The following is an 18,719-nucleotide window of genomic DNA, read 5'->3' as shown; positions in this document are numbered from 1 at the left end:
GTGGTGAACTGTGATGAAAAAACCTGAATTACTTGTAACGCCAACAAAGGTAGATGACATAAGTCGTTTAATTAACTCTGGTGCAACGGCAATATTAATCGGAGAAGAAAAATATGGGTTACGTTTAGCAGGAGAGTTCAATCGAGATGATATAAAAGAGTCTGTAAAAATTGCTCATGGCCTAGGAGCAAAAGTTTACGTTTCAATGAATGCTCTTTTCCATAATGATAAATTAGAATTTTTACCTGAATACATTAGCTTTTTATCTGATGTGAACGTTGATGCGATTGTTTTTGGTGACCCAGCAGTAATAATGGCTGCCAGAGAAGCGGCTCCAGAAATGAAGCTTCATTGGAATACAGAAACAACGGCTACCAACTATTTTACCGCTAACTATTGGGGGCAAAAAGGTGCAAAACGCGCAGTTATGGCCCGTGAAATCAATATGGACTCAATCGTAGAAACCAAAGAAAAAGCTGAAGTTGAAATCGAGGTACAAGTACACGGGATGACTTGTATGTTCCAATCAAAGCGGACTCTTATTGGGAACTATATGGAGTTTCAAGGTAAGGACTTAAAGGTTGAAGGGCGCAGTAAAGATCGTACACTGTTTTTACACGATCCTGAAAGAGATGCTAAATATCCTATTTTTGAAGATGAAAATGGAACTCATATTATGAGCCCTAACGATATATGCATTATCGATGAGTTAGAAGACATGTTAGATGCAGGGGTAGATAGTTTTAAAATAGATGGGGTTTTAAAAAGTGTAGATTATATTGAAAAAGTTACCTCTTTATATAACGAAGCAATTGAGTTGTATTTACAAGATCCAGATGCATATCAAGATAAAAAGTTTTTTTATCTTGAAGAAATTGAAAAAATACAACCTATTAACAGGAACTTAGATACTGGCTTTTTCTTTAAAGAAACTGTTTATTAAAGAGAAGTCTCGAATAGTAAGAAGAGCTTTTTATTAATTTTAAGGGGGTGTGTTTAAATGCAACAAATTTCATCGTTTACTCCTGAAGGGAAACGTGTAATTATAAAAAAGCCTGAGCTACTTGCGCCAGCAGGAAGTTTGGAAAAGTTAAAAATAGCTGTACATTACGGTGCTGATGCTGTTTTTATCGGTGGTCGAGAGTTTGGACTTCGTTCAAATGCTGATAATTTTTCCATAGAAGAAATGCGTGAAGGTGTCGAGTTTGCTAATAAATATGGCGCGAAAATTTATGTTACGACTAATATTTTTGCCCATAATGAAAACATGGAAGGCTTAGAAGAATACCTAAAAGATTTACAAGAAGTGGGTGTTACGGGGATTATTGTAGCTGATCCGTTAATTATTGAAACGTGTAAGCGAGTTGCTCCAAATGTTGAGGTTCATTTAAGCACTCAACAATCGTTAACAAACTGGCAAGCAATTAAGTTTTGGAAAGAAGAAGGTTTACATCGCGTCGTTTTAGCTCGTGAAGTTGGTTTGGAAGAAATGTTAGAAATGAAAAAGCATGTCGATATTGAAATTGAAACCTTTATTCACGGGGCGATGTGTATCGCGTATTCGGGGCGATGTGTGTTGAGTAATCATATGACCGCTCGTGACTCTAATAGAGGTGGTTGTTGCCAATCTTGTCGTTGGGACTATCATTTATTTGAACAAGATGATCACAAAGAGGAAGAAATTGCTTTATATCAAGAAGCAGATGACCCTTTTACAATGAGTCCTAAAGATTTAAATTTACTTGAAGGTATTCCACAAGTAATCGAAGCTGGTATTGATAGCTTAAAGGTTGAAGGAAGAATGAAATCTATTCATTATGTGGCTACAGTTACGTCGGTGTACCGTAAAGTTATTGATGCCTACTGTGCGGATCCAGATAACTTTAAAATTGATCCAAAATGGATTGAAGAATTAGATAAGTGTGCAAACCGTGATACAGCACCTGCATTTTTTGAGGAAGTGCCTACGTATAAAGAGCAGATGTTTGGTAACCATGGAAAGAAAACGACTTTTGATTTTGCTGGGCTCGTTCTTGACTATGACGAAGATACAAAAATTGTAACATTGCAACAGCGAAATCATTTTAAGCCTGGTGATGAAGTTGAATTTTTTGGCCCAGAAATAGAAAACTTTACTCAGCAGATTGAAAAAATTTGGGATGAAGATGATGAGGAGATAGATGCTGCAAGACACCCTCTTCAAATTGTGAAATTTAAAGTGGACAAACCACTATATCCTAATAATATGATGCGTAAAGGAGTACTATAATGACAAAAAAACCAATTGTCATTGGGGTTGCCGGGGGAACAGGCTCAGGAAAAACAACAGTGGCAAGAGAAATTTATCGTAAATTTAAAGATAAATCGATATTAATGATAGAGCAAGATGCATATTATAAAGACCAAACTCATAAAACAATGGAAGAAAGAATTAAAACGAATTACGATCATCCATTGGCTTTTGATAATGATTTACTACTTGAGCAAGTACAGAAATTATTGTCTTATGAAAAGATTGAAAAGCCTGTGTATGATTATGCTAACCATACGCGGTCTAAAGAAGTAATTACTGTTGATCCTAAAGAGGTTATTATTTTAGAAGGAATTTTAATTTTAGAGGATGAGCGTCTTCGAGATTTAATGGACATTAAGCTTTTTGTTGATACTGATGCAGATGTTCGGATTATTCGTAGACTCATGCGCGATATTGAGGAACGTGGCAGAACGTTAGACTCAGTCATTGATCAATACACATCAGTAGTTCGTCCTATGCACCTTCAGTTTGTTGAACCGACAAAGCGTTATGCGGATGTGATTGTTCCTGAAGGTGGACAAAATCGTGTCGCAATTGATCTAATGGTGACTAAAATTAGAACAATCCTTGAAGAAAAAGTAATTTTGTAATAGCATAGGAAAGTGGGGTTTTATATCTTTCTTATTAAAGTCAGTTTTTAGTTGAAAAATTAGGCTTTCACAAATTTTTGCGGTAATCTAATTTTTTCTAATAACGTGTAAAGAAAAGCTTGGGCATTTATCACCTTGGTATTTGCTAAGCTTTTCTGTATACATAAGCTTACAATGTTTTAAACTGTTCGGGGGTCGAACAGTAAAACGAAGAATTATCTTTTAAAGGCATTAAGAAAAGTGAAATGTAACCCTTACCAAAGAAATACCTAAATGTACGAATAGTATTGAAAATGATCATATTTAAGGAGTGAAAGCAAGATGGCGGAAGACAAAAAGTATTATATGACGTTGGATGGAAAAGCAAAATTAGAACAGGAATTAGAATTTTTAAAAAGTGAAAAAAGAAAAGAAGTAGTAGAGCGTATTAAGATAGCTCGCTCGTTTGGGGATTTATCGGAGAACTCTGAATACGATTCAGCAAAAGAAGAACAAGCATTTGTTGAAGGGCGAATTGTAACCCTTGAAAAAATGATCCGAAATGCAGAAATTATTGAAGAAGATGAGACAAACTCTTCTGTAGTTTCTTTAGGAAAGTCAGTGAAGTTTAAGGAATTACCAGACGGTGATGAAGAAACGTATACAATTGTAGGTAGTGCTGAAAGCGATCCGTTTGAAGGAAAAATCTCCAATGGCTAAAAGCTTATTAGGAAAAACGGTCGGAGACAAAGTGAGTGTCCAAACTCCAGGCGGCGATATGCAAGTTGAGATTTTAGAAATTAAATAAGGACTTATTAATTGACTATTATCAAAGTGCTTAACCCAATAGGTAAGATGGGTTAGGCACTTTTTGTGTGAAAAGTTAGTTAGTTGGTTAGTTGGATTGTTGGATTGTTGGTTTGGGTACCGATCGAATTTTTGCAGAGTAGGTTGTGACGGTTCTGCCCTTATGAAGATTTTGTATGAAAATAAATGACGGTCGACTTTTCCGAACAAGCCTCTAAAGCCGGAACGGATTTACAGCGCAGTGAGGGAAATCGACCGGAATTTTTTGTTAGATGGTGATGATTAATCGTCATGAAGGTTTTGTATGAAAAAAGGCGTCGAAATGTTTCAATATGCTTGAATAAAATTACTCGACTATTGACAACAATGAATAATTAGAGGTGGTTGATTTGCTTATACAAAAACGGACCATTCAAGTGTTAGTAATATTTATGTTGATATTAAGTGTCCTTATTATACGTCTTGCTTATGTTCAGTTATTTGCAACTCATCATTATTCAAAGAACGATATAGACTTAGTTGCCGAAAGTATAAAGCAAAGAACACAGTCATTTGTGTTACATTCAGGTAGAGGGTACTTCTCAGATCGTAGAGGTGAACCGCTCGACGTTGATTATTATCCTAGTTTAATCTTATTCCCATTTTTAAAAGATCAAAAATGGCCTGTACATGAAGTCGCAAATATATTAGATGTTAACGAAGATGCACTATTAAAAGAGGTAAGTAACGCTAAGGAGCCTATTGTTTTTCATATGAATGGGGAACGACGTAAGTTGAAAGAAGATGAAATGACCAAAATTAATCAACTAAAAATTCCTGGAGTTTATGCTCAATATGTGCAAGAACGAACAGAGAATATTGCCCCTCATTTAATTGGTGTGACTGGTGAAAATGTAGAGGAAGTTAAACGGCGTTACAGTGACCAATTAGCTAACGGAAATATTTCTATCCACGCTGAAGTAGGTGTTTCAGGAATGCAACGATCTTTTGATCCGTTTTTAATCTCGCAAGGTGATGCCAAACTTGTATATTTTGTTGATAACCTACAGCAACCACTTTTTGGTTTTGATGTAAAGTACTCTGCACCTGCAAATCCGTATCATCCTACACAAGTAGTGACGACTATAGATAAACAAACTCAATTATATGTTACGAATACGTTAAAAGATGTAGGAATTTCAAACGGAGGTGCTGTTATTTTAGATGCTAAAACGAATGATCTGATTTCCTTAGTTAGTTTACCAAACTTTAATATTAATTCTCCGTTTGGTATTGGAGCAGAAAATCAAATCGTTACTTCCCATACCCCGGGATCGATTTTTAAAATTGTTGTTGCAGCAGCGGCAATTGACCATAACTTAACTCATAAATTTGACTTGTTTGATTGTGATAAAAACTTATATGGTGATGACGAGGAACCACGGCAATTAGGAATGTTAACGTTTGAAGAAAGTTTTTCACAAAGCTGTAATTATACGTTCAGTTATTTAGCTAATGAACTTTTAAAAATAGATCAACAAATTTTACATAAGTATGCCCAAAAACTTGGGTTAACGGATCAAGTAGGTTGGATTGGTGATGTCTATCGCCTAGAAGAAATCACTCATTTTCCAGAAGAAGAACGTGGTAAGGTCACAGTGGAAGAAAAAGATATTGGTGATTATTATGCGATTGCTCAAACTTCGATTGGTCAAAAAAATGTTCGCGTCACTCCTCTTGCAGTAGCAAATATGTTAGCAACGATTGCAAGAGGGGGTGAGAAGCACCAAGTGCGAGGATCCTCGAAAATTAAATATGAAAATGGAACGACCGTCGTTGAGTTTCCTAAGCAGTTAGTAAATAACGAAGAAAGGATATCAACTTATACGGCAATGCGCTTACAACAATTGTTAAGATCGGTGGTGAAAATGGAAGAAGGGACAGCCAATCCGCTGTTACATTCAGCGCCATATTCTATAGCAGGTAAAACAGGGACTGCCGAAAAAGGTATAAATAAAAATGAAATGACCCACTGGTTTGCAGGCTATTTCCCTGCAGAAGATCCGAAGTATGTAATGGTAATTCTCGATTTAGATCATAAAGGAGAAGTCAAAACACTGAAAGCTTATAGAAAGATTGTTGAATTTTTATATAAAAATTACGATGGAAATGAGTAAATTTTTCATAGTAGGGTAGTGAGTTTGTTGTTTAGTAGTTTTTGAATTTTTCTCATTTAACTCGAAAAAGTTGTCCTCTTTGATTATAATGGAGTTTAGTATAGATAAATAGTCAACATAGGAGGAGATTTGTGTGAGAGGAGATCAGTATAACGGTACTGGCTTAAGGAGTCAAAAACGAAAGCGTAAAGTAGCTAATAAAATTTTAAATATTTCAATTGGGTTAGTTGTGCTGCTAATTTTATTAGTAGGAGGACAACTATTATTAGGCGGGAAATCTACTGAACCAGTAGTGAGTGATAATTTAGAAGACCGTGAGGAGAATAATAGTGAGGCGGTTGAAGAAAACGGCGATTCTACAGCAGAAGCGGACGAGTCTACAGATGTAGATAAACAAGAGGAACAGTCAGCATCTGACAGTACTTCAGAAGAGCAAGCGAGTAACGATAGTACGGAACAAACAGATACTACAAATCAAAATGAAACTGAACAAACACCACCTACTCAAGTAGTACAATCTGGTGAATGGGCACCAATTGGAACGGTTCAAGAAGAACCTTTTGCAGCAGTTTACGAAAGAGACCATGTCAACTGGGAAGAGATGACACGCGCTTTCCAATATGCCACAGGTTTAGGGGAAGAAATGACGTTATGGCATGTAAGAAATGGTGGGGATCATTTAAGCTCAGTAGGAATTGTTGCTAATTATGAAAACCGTTTGACTCCTTATGAAGTGAGAATAGAATGGGTGAAAAATGAAGGATGGATGCCTGTCAGCGTTGTGAAACTTGACGAGAACCCTTATTTAGAACGATATACTTCTTCTAGTAATGAGGATGACGATGAATAAGGACGGTTTATAAGGAGAGAAATAGTTATGAAAACAGTCATTAAAAATGCAAAATTGATTACAATGGAAAATGACCACCGCATTATTGAAAACGGTGCAATTGCCTTTGAAAACGGAAAAATTACTTACGTAGGTGAAAATATAGATGACCCAACTACGTATGATGAGGTTTATGATGCGAAAGGAAATTATGTATTACCAGGCCTCGTGAACACCCATGGTCATATTGCGATGTCTTTACTTCGAGGCTATGCTGATGACTTACCGTTACAACAATGGCTTGAAACGAAGATGTGGCCTCTTGAAGGTCAATATACGAAAGAGCATACTAAGTGGGGTTCTTATTTATCGATTATTGAAATGTTGAAAACTGGAACGACGACATTTGTTGATATGTACGACAATATGGATGTTGTTGCAAGTGCTGTTGATCAGTCAGGAATTCGTGCAAAATTATGTCGAGGTATGATTGGACTTGCTTCAGATGAGGTTCAAATGCAAAAAATTGAAGAAGCTACAGCGTTTGTTCAAGATTGGGAAGGGAAAGCGAATGGTCGTATCACAACAATGATGTCACCACACTCTCCTTACACTTGTCCACCAGCTTTTATTGAGAAAGTAGTTGAAAAAGCAAAGTTATTAAATGTTCCGATACATACTCATATGTCCGAAACATTATTTGAAGTTGAATTAAATGTAAAAGAATATGGGCAGCGTCCGGTAGCACATTTAGAAAAATTGGGAGTATTTGATTGTCCAGCCTTAGTAGCTCACGGGGTTCATGTTAGTGATGAAGAACTAGATATATTAGCTAAACATGATGTAAGGGTTTCTCACAATGTCATTAGTAATTTAAAGCTAGCAAGTGGTGTTGCACCAGTTCAGAAAATGCTTGAAAAAGGACTTCTTGTTTCATTAGGGACCGATAGTTCTGCTTCAAATAATAATCTTGATCTATTTGAAGAATTAAAACAGGTGGCACTTTTACATAAAGGTGTACATAATGATGCTACATTAATTCCTGCAAAAACTGCCTTACAAATGGCGACGGTTGATGGGGCTAAGTCACTCTGGTTAGAAGAGCAAACAGGAAGTCTTGAAGTTGGAAAAGAAGCAGATATTATCGTGTTAAATACAAACCAAGTATTTTTCCAACCGAGCCATGACCCGATTTCACATGTCGTATATTCTGCGAGTGGACGAGACGTAAAAGACGTTTTCGTTCAAGGGAAGCATGTAGTTAAAAACGGTGAGTGCACAACGGTCGATGAAGAACAAGTGATCTTTGAAGCGAATCGAATGTTTAAGAAATTTACGCTTTAGTAGGAAGTAGTTAAACCGTGTTTGATCGTAGATTAGACAATAAATTAACAAAATGCATCTAAAAGACGTTCTAACGGTTGTGTTTGCGTAAAGAGTTTAGAATAAAAAACGAGAAGGGAGCCACTACAATGTGCTCCCCTTCTCGTTTTTATATATGGTGTTTATTCTTCATGGTGCCAACTAGCTAAATATTTTTTTTGCTCATCTGATAACGTGTCGATAGAGATCCCTAATGTTTCTAGTTTTAGGCGTGCAACTTTTTCATCTAGCTCGCTAGGAACAGATAAAACTTCGGCACCAGTTTTTTGATAGTTTTCGTTTATAAAGGCTAAACAAAGGGCTTGTAAGGCAAATGTCATGTCCATAATTTCTGCAGGGTGTCCGTCACCAGCAGCTAAATTTACTAAACGCCCTTCCGCTAGTAAATAAATTTTTCTCCCATCATTCAATTCATATTCTTCAATATTGTGACGCACAGTACGTTTCGATGAAGAAAGTTCCTCAAGTTCAGGCTTATTAATTTCGATATCAAAATGACCAGCATTTGACAAAATCGCACCATCTTTCATATTTTCAATATGCTTACCTCGGATCACATCGCGATTTCCCGTTACTGTAACAAAATAATCACCGACTTTGGCAGCGTCTGACATCGTCATAACTTCAAAGCCTTCCATATGGGCTTCAATTGCTTTAATTGGATCTACTTCCGTAATGACTACTTTTGCTCCTAATCCTTTTGCTTTTTGAGCCACACCGCGTCCACACCAACCAAATCCAACGACTACTACAGTTTTACCTGCTACGATAAGGTTAGTTGTCCGATTAATGCCGTCCCATACCGATTGTCCTGTTCCGTATCTATTGTCAAATAAGTACTTGCAATAAGCATCGTTTACAGCAACCATTGGAAAGGCTAATTGATTACTATTTTTCAAAGCGTAATTCCTTAATACTCCAGTTGTCGTTTCTTCACAACCCCCACGTATATTTTCTAGTAAATCTTGACGTTCTGAATGAAGAACTGTCACAAGATCGCCACCATCGTCAATGATTAAGTCAGGCTTTTCTTCTAATGTTTTAACTAACTGGTGTTTATATTCTTCTTCAGTAGGGTTGTATGTAGCATAAACAGTAATGCCATCTTCGACTAAAGCAGCACAAACGTCGTCTTGTGTTGAAAGGGGGTTACTTCCTGTAATCGTTACATCAGCTCCACCTGCTTGAATAACCTTAGCTAAGTAAGCGGTTTTGGCTTCTAAATGAAGAGAGATCGCAACTTTTAAGCCGTTGAAAGGTTTATCCTTTTCGAACTCTTTTTTAATCAGATTTAAAACAGGCATATGCTCGTTTACCCAATTAATCTTTAAATGGCCATTACTTGCAAGGTTAATATCTTTTATTATGCTTTTCATGAAAGATGCCTCCAATTTTTAAAAATTCCAACTATTATATACATATTGTACACATATTGCTTATTAGAATTCAATTTATTTCGAACAAAACTATTTACTTACAAAACCTTCATGACAAACATCGTCACCATCTTAAATGAAAATGTCGGCCGCTTTTCTCTCGCTTCGCTGTAAAATTCTATCGAATTTTAGAGGCTCACTCAAGAAAAGCGACCGAGCATTCTTTTTTCATACAAAACGATGATGACGATTTACCGTCACAATCTAACATATAAAAGTTCAAGGTTCCTTCCTGCTTTCTACTTACCAACTTGCAAACCAACAACCCATCTCATCCAATTGGTTCATTTAGCAACATTTACAAGCGGTTGAGCCTCTGTCAGCATGTTATAATCATTATATTGATATAGTGTTTAAGGGGGTAATCAATTTGTCTAATAAAAGTAGTGTAACAACTAATATCTTAAAAGGTAAAGTTACTGATTATAAAAGATTTGCATTTATTTTACTAGCGTTAAGTGTATTTATGTTTATTGGGCTAATTGTTCCTAATGAAGGTGTTAGTCAAATGCAACAGATGATCCTTATTATTTTAAGTATTACTTCTATCGTATTTGCTTTTATTTTTCATAAAATGGCGATGAAGTTTAGAGAGCAGCTTTTTAATGAGGAAGAATAAATATTAAATAAAAAACCTCAAGCTGGATCTACCAGTTTTAGAGGTTTTTTTGTTGCGCTTTTCTTATTTTTTAACAAATTATTTACTTTAAGTCGCTGGCGGTGTAACGATATAATAAATACTTGTGAAGAAAATAAACACTAACAAGATTGCAACGTATGCTTTCCAAGGAATGAATTGTTGCGTTACTTCTAGTATTTTACTAAAAATTAAATACATCCACGTAAGAGATAAAGCAAGAAATAGAACCATTAAAAATGTTAGAGGTGCACCTACTTGTAACGAAATAAACGCAGGTAAAGCCATAACTGAAGGAATAAGTGCGATCGTTGTATTACGATATAAGATTCTTAGGTATCCTGGTCCACCAAAACCTTTAGCTCCGGCCCATAATAGGAGTGAAAAACCAATCTTCGTAATAAAAATCATCACAATTCCAAAAAACAGAAAAAGTCCTGGAACAACCGTCTCTCTTAATAAGGGAGTTTCAAATGATGCAATTAATTCGCTATTAATAGTAATGGATGTAAAACCGTAAAAAATACCAAGTAGAAATGTTATAAATGCACTAATCAATCTCCAGTTACTATTTGGATCTGATAATTGTTGGATCGCTTCTTTGTCTAAGGTTATAGCTTTGAAGATTAAGTTGACCTTTCCCATAATTCCCTCCTACAATTAATATGTATTGAGACGATTAAACAAAAGTGACGCAGAAGCACAGTACTCCTGCGTCACTTCTTATAATAAAATTGTATCTTTGTTAATTTTGAATGTCCAGACTTTTCTTACAAATTCCATGGCATGATTGCCCAGATTACAACAACTGCACTAATGAAAGTGATGATAAACGCCCCAACAGTACTGTTATAACGCTTCGGGTTAATATCACTCCAGCCATGAATTCTCTCAATTAAGCCATGAACTTCTTTCGTTTCTGCTTCATTACGTAAAGCAGGAATGCGGTTTGTAATGTAAGAAACAACTATTAAGATGAGGAAACTTAATGGAACTGCAAGCATCCCCCCGGAAATCCCCATACTATCTGTTAAAGCATGACCACTGACGACAATATTAGGGAAGACAAACGGTGATACGACTACATATATGATACCAGCTCCTAAAGATGCTGCAATCGCTCCGTATCGATTTGCTTCTTTCCACCAAACTCCCATAATAATGAGTGGTGCATTTGTTGAACCGGCTAATCCAAACGCCCACAATATACTAACGATGAGGAAGGCTGGTGGATCTATCGCTAATAATACGCTGGCAACCCCACCGGCGAAGATTGAAACATACCCTAAACGTAATTTGGCCTTATTCGTTAAGTTAGGTTTTAAAGTTGTAACGATATCTTGTGAGATTAATGCGCCAATTGCAAGTAAGTTACCACTAATCGTCGATAAACCTGCTGAAATTGCACCAGCAATTACTAATGCCGTTACCCATTCAGGGTTATAGACTAAGTTTAAAATGATTGTGATTTTATCCGCGTCAGCCTCACCGATGATTGTGCCTGTTGATTGCTCAAAGTATACTCCGGCAAATCCCATTGTATACGTAGAAGCGAATACGATCCCAAGTGCTAGAGCAAACCAAATCATTGCAGAACGTGCACTTTTTAAACTTGATGCAGTATAAACACGCATCGCTAAATGTGGTAGACCTAATGCCCCTAATGTAAATGCCGGAATTAAAGCAAAGTACCATTTCGTATTATATTGGTAGTCAAAGAACGAAGGCATCGCTTCTAACATTGCAGGGACCATGTCTGCGTAAAATAACGGTGGAAAATACCAACCAGTACTACCCATAGCTTTCATAATTGCACCTAACGGAATAATAAACATTAATGCAATAATAACCATTTGAATAGCCGCATTATTCGTAGCACCACTCATACCACCGATTGTAACGTAACCGACGATAATAAAACCACCAATTAATAAACCTGTTAAGTATGGAATACCTAATAATGTTTCAAATGTAACAGCAATTCCGATCATTTGCCCTAATGCATACATTAAACAAACTAAAATCATCCATAATGCAGCGATAATCGATGCTGTTTTTCCGTAACGATCTCTAACAAAGTGAGTCGGTGAAAAAGCACCCATACGACGTAAACTCGTTCCATAAATAATAGTAATTAACGGAATGGCTAAAATAAATTGAATCCAAAGAATAACAAATGGTACTTGAAGCTGTAATATTAAAGCAGTTACCCCTAAAAATGTTGCAATACTCATGTATGTTGAGGCCATCGCTAAACCGTTCGTGACAGGACCTACGCCACCTTTAGTTGCATATAAGTCTTCTACAGAAGTACTTGCACGGTTTGAAATCCAAGAAACAACATAGAATAAAATAAATGTAGCTACAACGATCGCGATACCTACAATTGGATTAGATAATTGCCATAATTGCTCTTCCATCTACATTGCCCCCTCTCCGCTTTGTTTTTTCCTATTTTGCTGATCTTCTTCTTCAATAATTTCATCAAGTCGGTTACCAATCTTGCCCGAAACAACCGTTAAAATGAGAACTCCGAACCACCCGAATAGGATAGGCACGATATACATAACTGGAAATCCAAAGAAGAATCCTTCTACAGGAAACATTGTAAACAGAAATCCTATATGTCCCGTTAATACAAAAGCCAATGACATAAGAATTGTAAACCATACCTCTTTTTTATAAGCGTCCATAAAAACTCCCCCTTTAAAAATAATCCCTACGTTAAGATGTTAAGCTTATATGTCTTTGGGTTTTGTAAACAAATAGTATAATTGCTATGGTCCCGAGCGACTGCTCAATCAAATTAAACAGTTAAAAAATTATAAATGTTCTGAAATTTATTTTTAAACCTCCTTTCTTTATATAAAAAAAGACCATATAAAATACTTCTGATTATAAATCTACAATAAAAAGTAAGCGTTTTCAACTATTAATTTTAGAAAATTTTAAATTTTTAAATTAATACAACGAAAATTGTTATCGTGCTATAGTGTGGTGTTTTATAATGTTTCCGTTAATTGTTGCATTGTGTATAAATTCTGAGAAATTATTGTATATTATTAAAGTTTTAAAATTTGACTTGTATTTTATTTTGGTTAAACTAAAAAATAAGCATTTATAATCTATAAATAAAATAGAAGGGAAGATTTTCACATGAAATTAAAAGTATTAACACCAATTTTTGCAGAATCTGCTAGCAAGCTTGTCAATGCCGTGAGTAAATATCCAGACACCATTTTAATTAAAAAAGATCATTGGGTAGTAGATGCAAAGAGTTTATTAGGCGTACTAGCACTTGCGTTACAGCCAGATCAAGTTATCGAGGTTAGTATGGAAACTGAGGCTAATGAGCTTATTTCAGAATTAACTGAACTCGGACTATTTGAAAAAGTTGAATAAATAATTGATTTTGAAGTGCTAAAAAGGCCTTGGTGGATCCTCACGAAGGCCTTTTTTTGTTAAAAAACATCCTTTTTAAAATGTAAGACAAGCGTTTGCTTAAACTTTAGTGAGGTCAACAATTTTTTGATAGTGACTAAATAATAATTCACTATAATAAAGGTGGAGTTAGTTTTTTGAGAAAACGTTTGCGCACCGCTGATTTTATATAGTAAGATTAGTAATAATGGAAAAACTGAATAAGGCTATATACATACATTTGTAAAAATTTATTAGGGAGTTGACTACATACTAATGAAAAAGACTTGGTGGAAAGAAAGTGTTGTTTATCAGATTTACCCTCGTAGCTTTGCTGATAGTAATGGGGACGGCATTGGTGATTTACAAGGAATTATTTCAAAATTAGATTATTTAAAAAAGCTAGGAATAGATGTAATTTGGCTATCACCTGTTTATAAATCTCCGAATGATGACAACGGTTATGATATTAGTGATTATCAAGATATTATGGATGAATTTGGTGCGATGCAAGATTGGGAAGAGTTACTTAGTGAAGTACATAAACGAGATATGAAATTGATTATGGATTTAGTCGTTAATCATAGCTCTGATGAGCACCAATGGTTTGTTGAAGCGAAAAAGTCAAGAGATAATCGTTATCGTGATTATTATATTTGGCGTCCGGGGAAAAATGGAGGCGAACCGAACAACTGGCAATCGGCTTTCAGTGGTTCAGCATGGGAATACGACGAAAACACTGATGAATATTACTTACATTTATTTTCTAAAAAACAACCAGATTTAAATTGGGAAAACCCAACTTTAAGAGAAGAAGTTTATAAAATGATGAATTGGTGGTTAGATAAAGGGATCGACGGATTTAGAATGGATGTTATTAACTTTATTTCAAAAGTGGACGGTTTACCTGATGCTCCAGCTGAAGAAGGTAAAAAATATGTTTCTGGTCATGAATACTTTATGAATGGACCGAGAATTCACGAATTTTTACAAGAAATGCATCAAAAAACGACGGCGAATTATGATGTGATGACGGTCGGTGAAATGCCAGGGGTTAATCATGAGCAAGCAAAATTATATACAGATGAAGAACGAAAAGAAGTAAATATGGTTTTTCAATTTGAGCATGTTGATTTAGATTCAGGTCCTGATGGAAAATGGGATCTTCGTCCACTAAAGTTAGCTGATTTAAAAGAAAATTTATCGAGCTGGCAAAAAGGGTTAGAACATGTTGGTTGGAATAGTTTGTACATGAATAACCATGACCAACCACGAATGGTTTCACGGTTCGGTAATGATAAAGAGTATCGAGTTGAGTCGGCAAAAATGCTTGCAACTTTACTTCATATGATGAAAGGTACTCCATATATTTATCAAGGTGAAGAAATGGGCATGACGAATATTCGTTTTGAAAACATTGAACAATATAAAGATATTGAGACGTTAAACATGTATAAAGAAAAACGTGAGCAAGGGGTTCCACACGATAAAATTATGGAAGCGATTTACGTAAAAGGAAGAGATAATGCTAGAACTCCAGTTCAGTGGGATGATAGTGAACATGCAGGATTTACAACCGGAACTCCTTGGATTGACTTAAATCCTAACTATAAAGAAATTAATGCGAAAGCTGTCGTAGAAGATGAAAATTCAATTTTTTACTATTATCATAAGTTAATTCAACTGCGCAAACAACATGAGATTATCGTATACGGTGGCTATGACTTAATATTAGAAGACAACGAAGATATTTTCGCTTACGTTCGAACATTAGGTAATGAAAAGGTAGTTGTAGTATGTAATTTTTATGGAAATGAGCCGACATTTGAGCTTCCTAACGATATTCAGTTCTCTGAGTCCGAGTTGTTGATTTCTAATTATGGAGATGAAGAGGGGACTGTTAAGCAGTTTACGTTAAAACCGTACGAAACAAGAGCTTATTTATTAAAGTAAGACAAAAAGAGGACGATTAATATTTGAAAAAGCACTAGGGGTGTAAGTGAGCCCTAGTGCTTTTAATTTTACTTATAGATGGTCTGAAACGTCCATTGAACGCCTCATCTTATGTGATTATTTTGGTAAGTAATCTAGTAAGGCTGTTGCGATCGAGAAATATATGAGTAACCCCATAATATCGTTGATCGTCGTTATAAATGGCCCTGAGGCAACGGCTGGATCGATTTTCAATTTATTAATAATTAAAGGTACAGTTGCACCGACCATGGTTGATATACTAAGAGTGAAAAACAGGGATACGCCGACAATACCAGCTAACCATAACCCACCTTCCGGATAAACAACAGGAACAATAATTAGTAACGTGATTGCACAAATCAATCCAAGCATAATTCCAGTGCCGAACTCACGTTTTAACATTTTTCCGATGGAAGAACGGTCAACTGTACCTATGGCTAGACCGCGGACAACAACTGCTAACGCCTGCGTACCAGTGTTCCCTGCCGAATCCATTATTAAGGGGATAAACGCTGCAAGCAAAATAACTTCTTCTAGTGTATCTTCAAAACCGCCGATGACTCCTGCTGTAATTAACCCTAAAAACATTAGCATGATGATCCACGGTGAACGTTTTTTTGCTGCAGAGAAAGAAGAAATAGTTGTATCTAATGAACCTCTAACAGCTGAGATTTCCCCAAAGTCTTCTTCAGTTTCTTCATCAACTACGTCCATAATATCGTCTATGGTAACGATACCGACTAACATTCCTTGGGCAGTTACTGGAACAGCTAAAAAGTCGTACTTTTTCATGATTCTCGCTACTTCTTCTTGATCAGTATGTGTTTCAACAGATTTTACTCTCGATAACATCACTTCTTCAATTTTTTCATCTAAAGGAGAAATAATTAAATCACGTAATGAAACAACACCGACTAACTTAAGTTGAGTATCAATGACATAAATGTAATAAATGGTTTCCGCTTCTGGAGCTTCATGTCGTAGACGTTCCATAACATTTCGTACAGTTTCAGTAGAAGAAACAGACACAAACTCTGTTGTCATAATTGCCCCAGCGGTTTGATCTTCGTATTTCAATAGGTGAATAACTTCTTGAGCTTCTTCTTTATCCATTTGACTCAAATAAAGTTCTTTTGATGTTTCTGGTAATTCTGCTAAAAAATCAGCAACATCGTCATATGGCATGTTATTAATTACATCGATTGCATAGTTTTGTTGTACTTCTGCAATGTATTGTTTTTGCTTTTCAAGTTCAAGGCCTTGGAAAATTTCAGCGAACTCTTCAGGCTTAACATATTTATAGATAATGACCCGCTGTTTTTTTGTTACAGAATTTAAAATATCAATTTGATCGGTCGGATGCAGGTCAAAAAATAACTCTCGAAAGTTATTCATATTATTGTCAACGATTGTTTCAATAACTTGTTTTGTATATCCTTTGCGACTCTCTTCGTCAAGACGTTCCATAGTATCCTCCTCGTTTTTAGAGTGCTGTACAAAAGAAGTTCACACAGTATTCTTTTACTATTGTGCATTATTGTTGTTAAAATATGAATTCTGAGTTGGTTTGTATAATCGAAAAAATGTGAATTTTTTAGGAACATTCATAAAACACTTGAAAATTTTCCATGAAAAAGCATATAATGATATTGAAAATTATTCTCAATAAAGTGAGGGGATTTAAGATGGTATATGTCCTAATCGGTTTAACAATAGTTATCTATTTTTTAATTGTCATCCGAATTTTTCATGGAATTAATGACGAAAGAACAGTCTCCTTAGTAACTAGAATTAAAAACATTTTTAAACCAAAAAAATACAATGATAAATTTTCACATTAAGTAGGTAAGCGTAATTGAGCTTATCTATTTTTTTTAAGCACCCGCTTTTCCATATTAGTTGGTGACGATATACCGTCATGATAGTTTTGTTTGTAAATGTACAATCAATTTCTTACATTATAAGTTTATAGTACGATTTTCTTGTGAATAATATCTAATATTGTTACGATTACTCTGAGAGTTATTATTATAAGGTAACTCCTTAATGAAATTTTTGAGGTGAAAAAATGAACATTACTAACGAAGCAAAATCGTTCATTCAAGAAGTGCTTGAACAGAACAATGCAAAAGGAATTAAAGTAATTTTTGCAGGCATGGGCTGAGGTGGTCCAAAGTTAGGACTGTCTCTGGATGAGGCATCAGAAGAGGATATTGTTGAATCGATCAATGGTATTCAAGTAGCGTTTGAGAAAAGTATCGTTGAGCAAACAGAGGGGTTAACACTTGATTTCCAAGAAACTCCACAAGGTTCTGGGCTTGTAATGGTTGGAGTTAATGATTGTTGTTAAAAGTGTGCGGGCTGACCTATTTACAGGTTAGCCCTTTCTCTATGATGGAAAGCTAAGCAAGTTCAATAAATGCATTATAAAAATAATTAATCTGACAATATTACGTTTCATTTAATCATTTAAAATAAGCTTAAAATGTGTTATAGTTTTTAGTGGAACAGAACTTCGTTAGCCTCCAATTCCTCGAAAGTAGTTGCCTGCTCAATGGTGAGCATATTAGTAGTTACATTGTTGTATAACAATCTTTTGTATATACCTTAAGAAAATTACACTTCACTAAAGGGTTAAAGTATAAGAAAAAACAAGCCTTTCTCTATTGGCTTTACCGAAAAGTTAAGTTTTTCTTATTTGAGTGAATTTCATAATTACCAAAAATGAGCTACATCACACAATATATAGTTTGCAAATGATTTTACGAAAACTATATATTGTACTTATGGCGAGAATAATGAATTATGAAATTCATTGATTTTAATTAGAAAGGGTTATGCTTATGAAACATAAAGATTTTTTAAACGAAGGAGATTTAAAAAAAGTAAAGCGGTTACAAGAAAAGTTAAAAAAATCGAATTGTTACGATGAACGGAAACGGTTAGTTACGAAAAAAGCATTAGTTATTGAAAAAGCAAGAGTTAATAAATCGAAGCAAAAATCAGAGTAGAAATGATCCCTTTCAATAAATATAACTCCTCTAAAACGGGAAAGCTTATTTATAGAGCGTTATATTTATTGAAAGGGATTTTTTATTGTGAAAAAACGTTAAATTTTTGATTAAAAACCTTTAATGTGTTAAATTGACTCGTACAATTTTTTTAGAGTTAAAGCAAAAGTTCAATTAACTCTA

At 35.2% G+C, this 18,719-nt stretch carries 16 protein-coding genes and 1 pseudogene; 12 read left to right on the top strand and 5 right to left on the bottom strand.

Going from position 1 to position 18,719, the window contains the following annotated elements; genetic code table 11:
* The first annotated feature begins 13 nt into the window (after nucleotides 1–13).
* The 7 genes and pseudogenes from BKP35_RS18515 to BKP35_RS18485 all read left to right on the top strand — a co-directional run bounded on the left by BKP35_RS18515 (nucleotide 14) and on the right by BKP35_RS18485 (nucleotide 8,019).
* Nucleotides 14–943, top strand: coding sequence for a peptidase U32 family protein (locus tag BKP35_RS18515; protein ID WP_071314864.1), 930 nt, complete (start codon nucleotides 14–16; stop codon nucleotides 941–943).
* A 57-nt stretch (nucleotides 944–1,000) separates the two neighbouring features.
* The gene (locus BKP35_RS18510; RefSeq protein WP_071314863.1) at nucleotides 1,001–2,269 is read left to right on the top strand and encodes a peptidase U32 family protein; all 1,269 of its coding nucleotides are present in this window, start codon (nucleotides 1,001–1,003) and stop codon (nucleotides 2,267–2,269) included.
* Nucleotides 2,269–2,904, top strand: coding sequence for a uridine kinase (udk, locus tag BKP35_RS18505; RefSeq protein ID WP_071314862.1), 636 nt, complete (start codon nucleotides 2,269–2,271; stop codon nucleotides 2,902–2,904). Before BKP35_RS18510 ends, udk begins: the two co-directional genes overlap by 1 nt.
* A gap of 321 nt (nucleotides 2,905–3,225) precedes the next feature.
* Nucleotides 3,226–3,691 (top strand): annotated as a pseudogene (greA, locus tag BKP35_RS18500) (transcription elongation factor GreA).
* Nucleotides 3,692–4,079: 388 nt separating this feature from the next.
* Nucleotides 4,080–5,846 (top strand): peptidoglycan D,D-transpeptidase FtsI family protein, encoded by a 1,767-nt coding sequence (locus BKP35_RS18495; RefSeq protein ID WP_084031761.1) that lies wholly within the window; start codon nucleotides 4,080–4,082, stop codon nucleotides 5,844–5,846.
* 133 nt (nucleotides 5,847–5,979) lie between these two features.
* Nucleotides 5,980–6,696 carry a YrrS family protein gene (locus tag BKP35_RS18490; RefSeq protein WP_071314861.1) on the top strand — a complete coding sequence of 239 codons (717 nt, stop codon included), beginning with the start codon at nucleotides 5,980–5,982 and terminating at the stop codon, nucleotides 6,694–6,696.
* 27 nt (nucleotides 6,697–6,723) lie between these two features.
* Nucleotides 6,724–8,019: an amidohydrolase family protein gene (locus BKP35_RS18485; protein ID WP_071314860.1), complete on the top strand. Its 1,296-nt coding sequence runs from the start codon at nucleotides 6,724–6,726 to the stop codon at nucleotides 8,017–8,019.
* Between the two features lie 161 nt (nucleotides 8,020–8,180).
* On the opposite strand, the gene BKP35_RS18480 is transcribed toward BKP35_RS18485, so the two are convergent.
* Nucleotides 8,181–9,434 (bottom strand): adenosylhomocysteinase, encoded by a 1,254-nt coding sequence (locus tag BKP35_RS18480; RefSeq protein ID WP_071314859.1) that lies wholly within the window; start codon nucleotides 9,432–9,434, stop codon nucleotides 8,181–8,183.
* Between the two features lie 430 nt (nucleotides 9,435–9,864).
* Here BKP35_RS18480 and BKP35_RS18475 point away from each other — a divergent pair, with 430 nt between their 5' ends.
* Nucleotides 9,865–10,113, top strand: a complete 249-nt coding sequence (locus BKP35_RS18475) for a YrhC family protein (RefSeq protein ID WP_211274647.1) — start codon at nucleotides 9,865–9,867, stop codon at nucleotides 10,111–10,113.
* 87 nt (nucleotides 10,114–10,200) lie between these two features.
* Here the strand turns inward: BKP35_RS18475 and BKP35_RS18470 are convergent, their stop codons facing one another.
* The 3 genes from BKP35_RS18470 to BKP35_RS18460 all read right to left on the bottom strand — a co-directional run bounded on the left by BKP35_RS18470 (nucleotide 10,201) and on the right by BKP35_RS18460 (nucleotide 12,824).
* Nucleotides 10,201–10,776 carry a hypothetical protein gene (locus BKP35_RS18470; protein ID WP_071314858.1) on the bottom strand — a complete coding sequence of 192 codons (576 nt, stop codon included), beginning with the start codon at nucleotides 10,774–10,776 and terminating at the stop codon, nucleotides 10,201–10,203.
* 125 nt (nucleotides 10,777–10,901) lie between these two features.
* Nucleotides 10,902–12,551, bottom strand: coding sequence for a solute symporter family protein (locus BKP35_RS18465; protein ID WP_071314857.1), 1,650 nt, complete (start codon nucleotides 12,549–12,551; stop codon nucleotides 10,902–10,904).
* A complete protein-coding gene (locus tag BKP35_RS18460) occupies nucleotides 12,552–12,824 on the bottom strand; it encodes a hypothetical protein (protein ID WP_071314856.1) in 273 nt (90 codons plus the stop codon). It lies immediately after the preceding gene.
* A gap of 463 nt (nucleotides 12,825–13,287) precedes the next feature.
* Between BKP35_RS18460 and BKP35_RS18455 the strand changes: the two genes are divergently transcribed.
* Nucleotides 13,288–13,533: an HPr family phosphocarrier protein gene (locus BKP35_RS18455; protein ID WP_071314855.1), complete on the top strand. Its 246-nt coding sequence runs from the start codon at nucleotides 13,288–13,290 to the stop codon at nucleotides 13,531–13,533.
* A 294-nt stretch (nucleotides 13,534–13,827) separates the two neighbouring features.
* Nucleotides 13,828–15,504 (top strand): glycoside hydrolase family 13 protein, encoded by a 1,677-nt coding sequence (locus tag BKP35_RS18450; RefSeq protein ID WP_071314854.1) that lies wholly within the window; start codon nucleotides 13,828–13,830, stop codon nucleotides 15,502–15,504.
* Between the two features lie 117 nt (nucleotides 15,505–15,621).
* Here the strand turns inward: BKP35_RS18450 and mgtE are convergent, their stop codons facing one another.
* Nucleotides 15,622–16,992 carry a magnesium transporter gene (gene mgtE / locus BKP35_RS18445; protein WP_071314853.1) on the bottom strand — a complete coding sequence of 457 codons (1,371 nt, stop codon included), beginning with the start codon at nucleotides 16,990–16,992 and terminating at the stop codon, nucleotides 15,622–15,624.
* 601 nt (nucleotides 16,993–17,593) lie between these two features.
* Here mgtE and BKP35_RS20220 point away from each other — a divergent pair.
* Nucleotides 17,594–17,875, top strand: a complete 282-nt coding sequence (locus tag BKP35_RS20220) for a HesB-like (seleno)protein (RefSeq protein ID WP_337959658.1) — start codon at nucleotides 17,594–17,596, stop codon at nucleotides 17,873–17,875.
* 493 nt (nucleotides 17,876–18,368) lie between these two features.
* On the top strand, nucleotides 18,369–18,536 hold the full coding sequence (locus BKP35_RS19800) for a hypothetical protein (protein ID WP_169819275.1): 168 nt from the start codon (nucleotides 18,369–18,371) through the stop codon (nucleotides 18,534–18,536).
* Nucleotides 18,537–18,719: the final 183 nt, after the last annotated feature.

Source organism: Anaerobacillus arseniciselenatis (assembly GCF_001865995.1).
Taxonomy (GTDB): Bacteria; Bacillota; Bacilli; order Bacillales; family Anaerobacillaceae; genus Anaerobacillus; species Anaerobacillus arseniciselenatis.
This window is presented reverse-complemented; position numbering and strand designations above follow the sequence as displayed.

Coding starts and splice junctions, on each gene's coding strand:
- BKP35_RS18510 (WP_071314863.1), top strand. CDS start 1,001: ATGCAACAAATTTCATCGTTTACTCCTGAAGGGAAACGTGTAATTATA.
- BKP35_RS18460 (WP_071314856.1), bottom strand. CDS start 12,824: ATGGACGCTTATAAAAAAGAGGTATGGTTTACAATTCTTATGTCATTG.
- BKP35_RS18480 (WP_071314859.1), bottom strand. CDS start 9,434: ATGAAAAGCATAATAAAAGATATTAACCTTGCAAGTAATGGCCATTTA.
- udk (WP_071314862.1), top strand. CDS start 2,269: ATGACAAAAAAACCAATTGTCATTGGGGTTGCCGGGGGAACAGGCTCA.
- BKP35_RS18455 (WP_071314855.1), top strand. CDS start 13,288: ATGAAATTAAAAGTATTAACACCAATTTTTGCAGAATCTGCTAGCAAG.
- BKP35_RS19800 (WP_169819275.1), top strand. CDS start 18,369: ATGAAACATAAAGATTTTTTAAACGAAGGAGATTTAAAAAAAGTAAAG.
- BKP35_RS18485 (WP_071314860.1), top strand. CDS start 6,724: ATGAAAACAGTCATTAAAAATGCAAAATTGATTACAATGGAAAATGAC.
- mgtE (WP_071314853.1), bottom strand. CDS start 16,992: ATGGAACGTCTTGACGAAGAGAGTCGCAAAGGATATACAAAACAAGTT.
- BKP35_RS18450 (WP_071314854.1), top strand. CDS start 13,828: ATGAAAAAGACTTGGTGGAAAGAAAGTGTTGTTTATCAGATTTACCCT.
- BKP35_RS18470 (WP_071314858.1), bottom strand. CDS start 10,776: ATGGGAAAGGTCAACTTAATCTTCAAAGCTATAACCTTAGACAAAGAA.
- BKP35_RS18515 (WP_071314864.1), top strand. CDS start 14: ATGAAAAAACCTGAATTACTTGTAACGCCAACAAAGGTAGATGACATA.
- BKP35_RS18465 (WP_071314857.1), bottom strand. CDS start 12,551: ATGGAAGAGCAATTATGGCAATTATCTAATCCAATTGTAGGTATCGCG.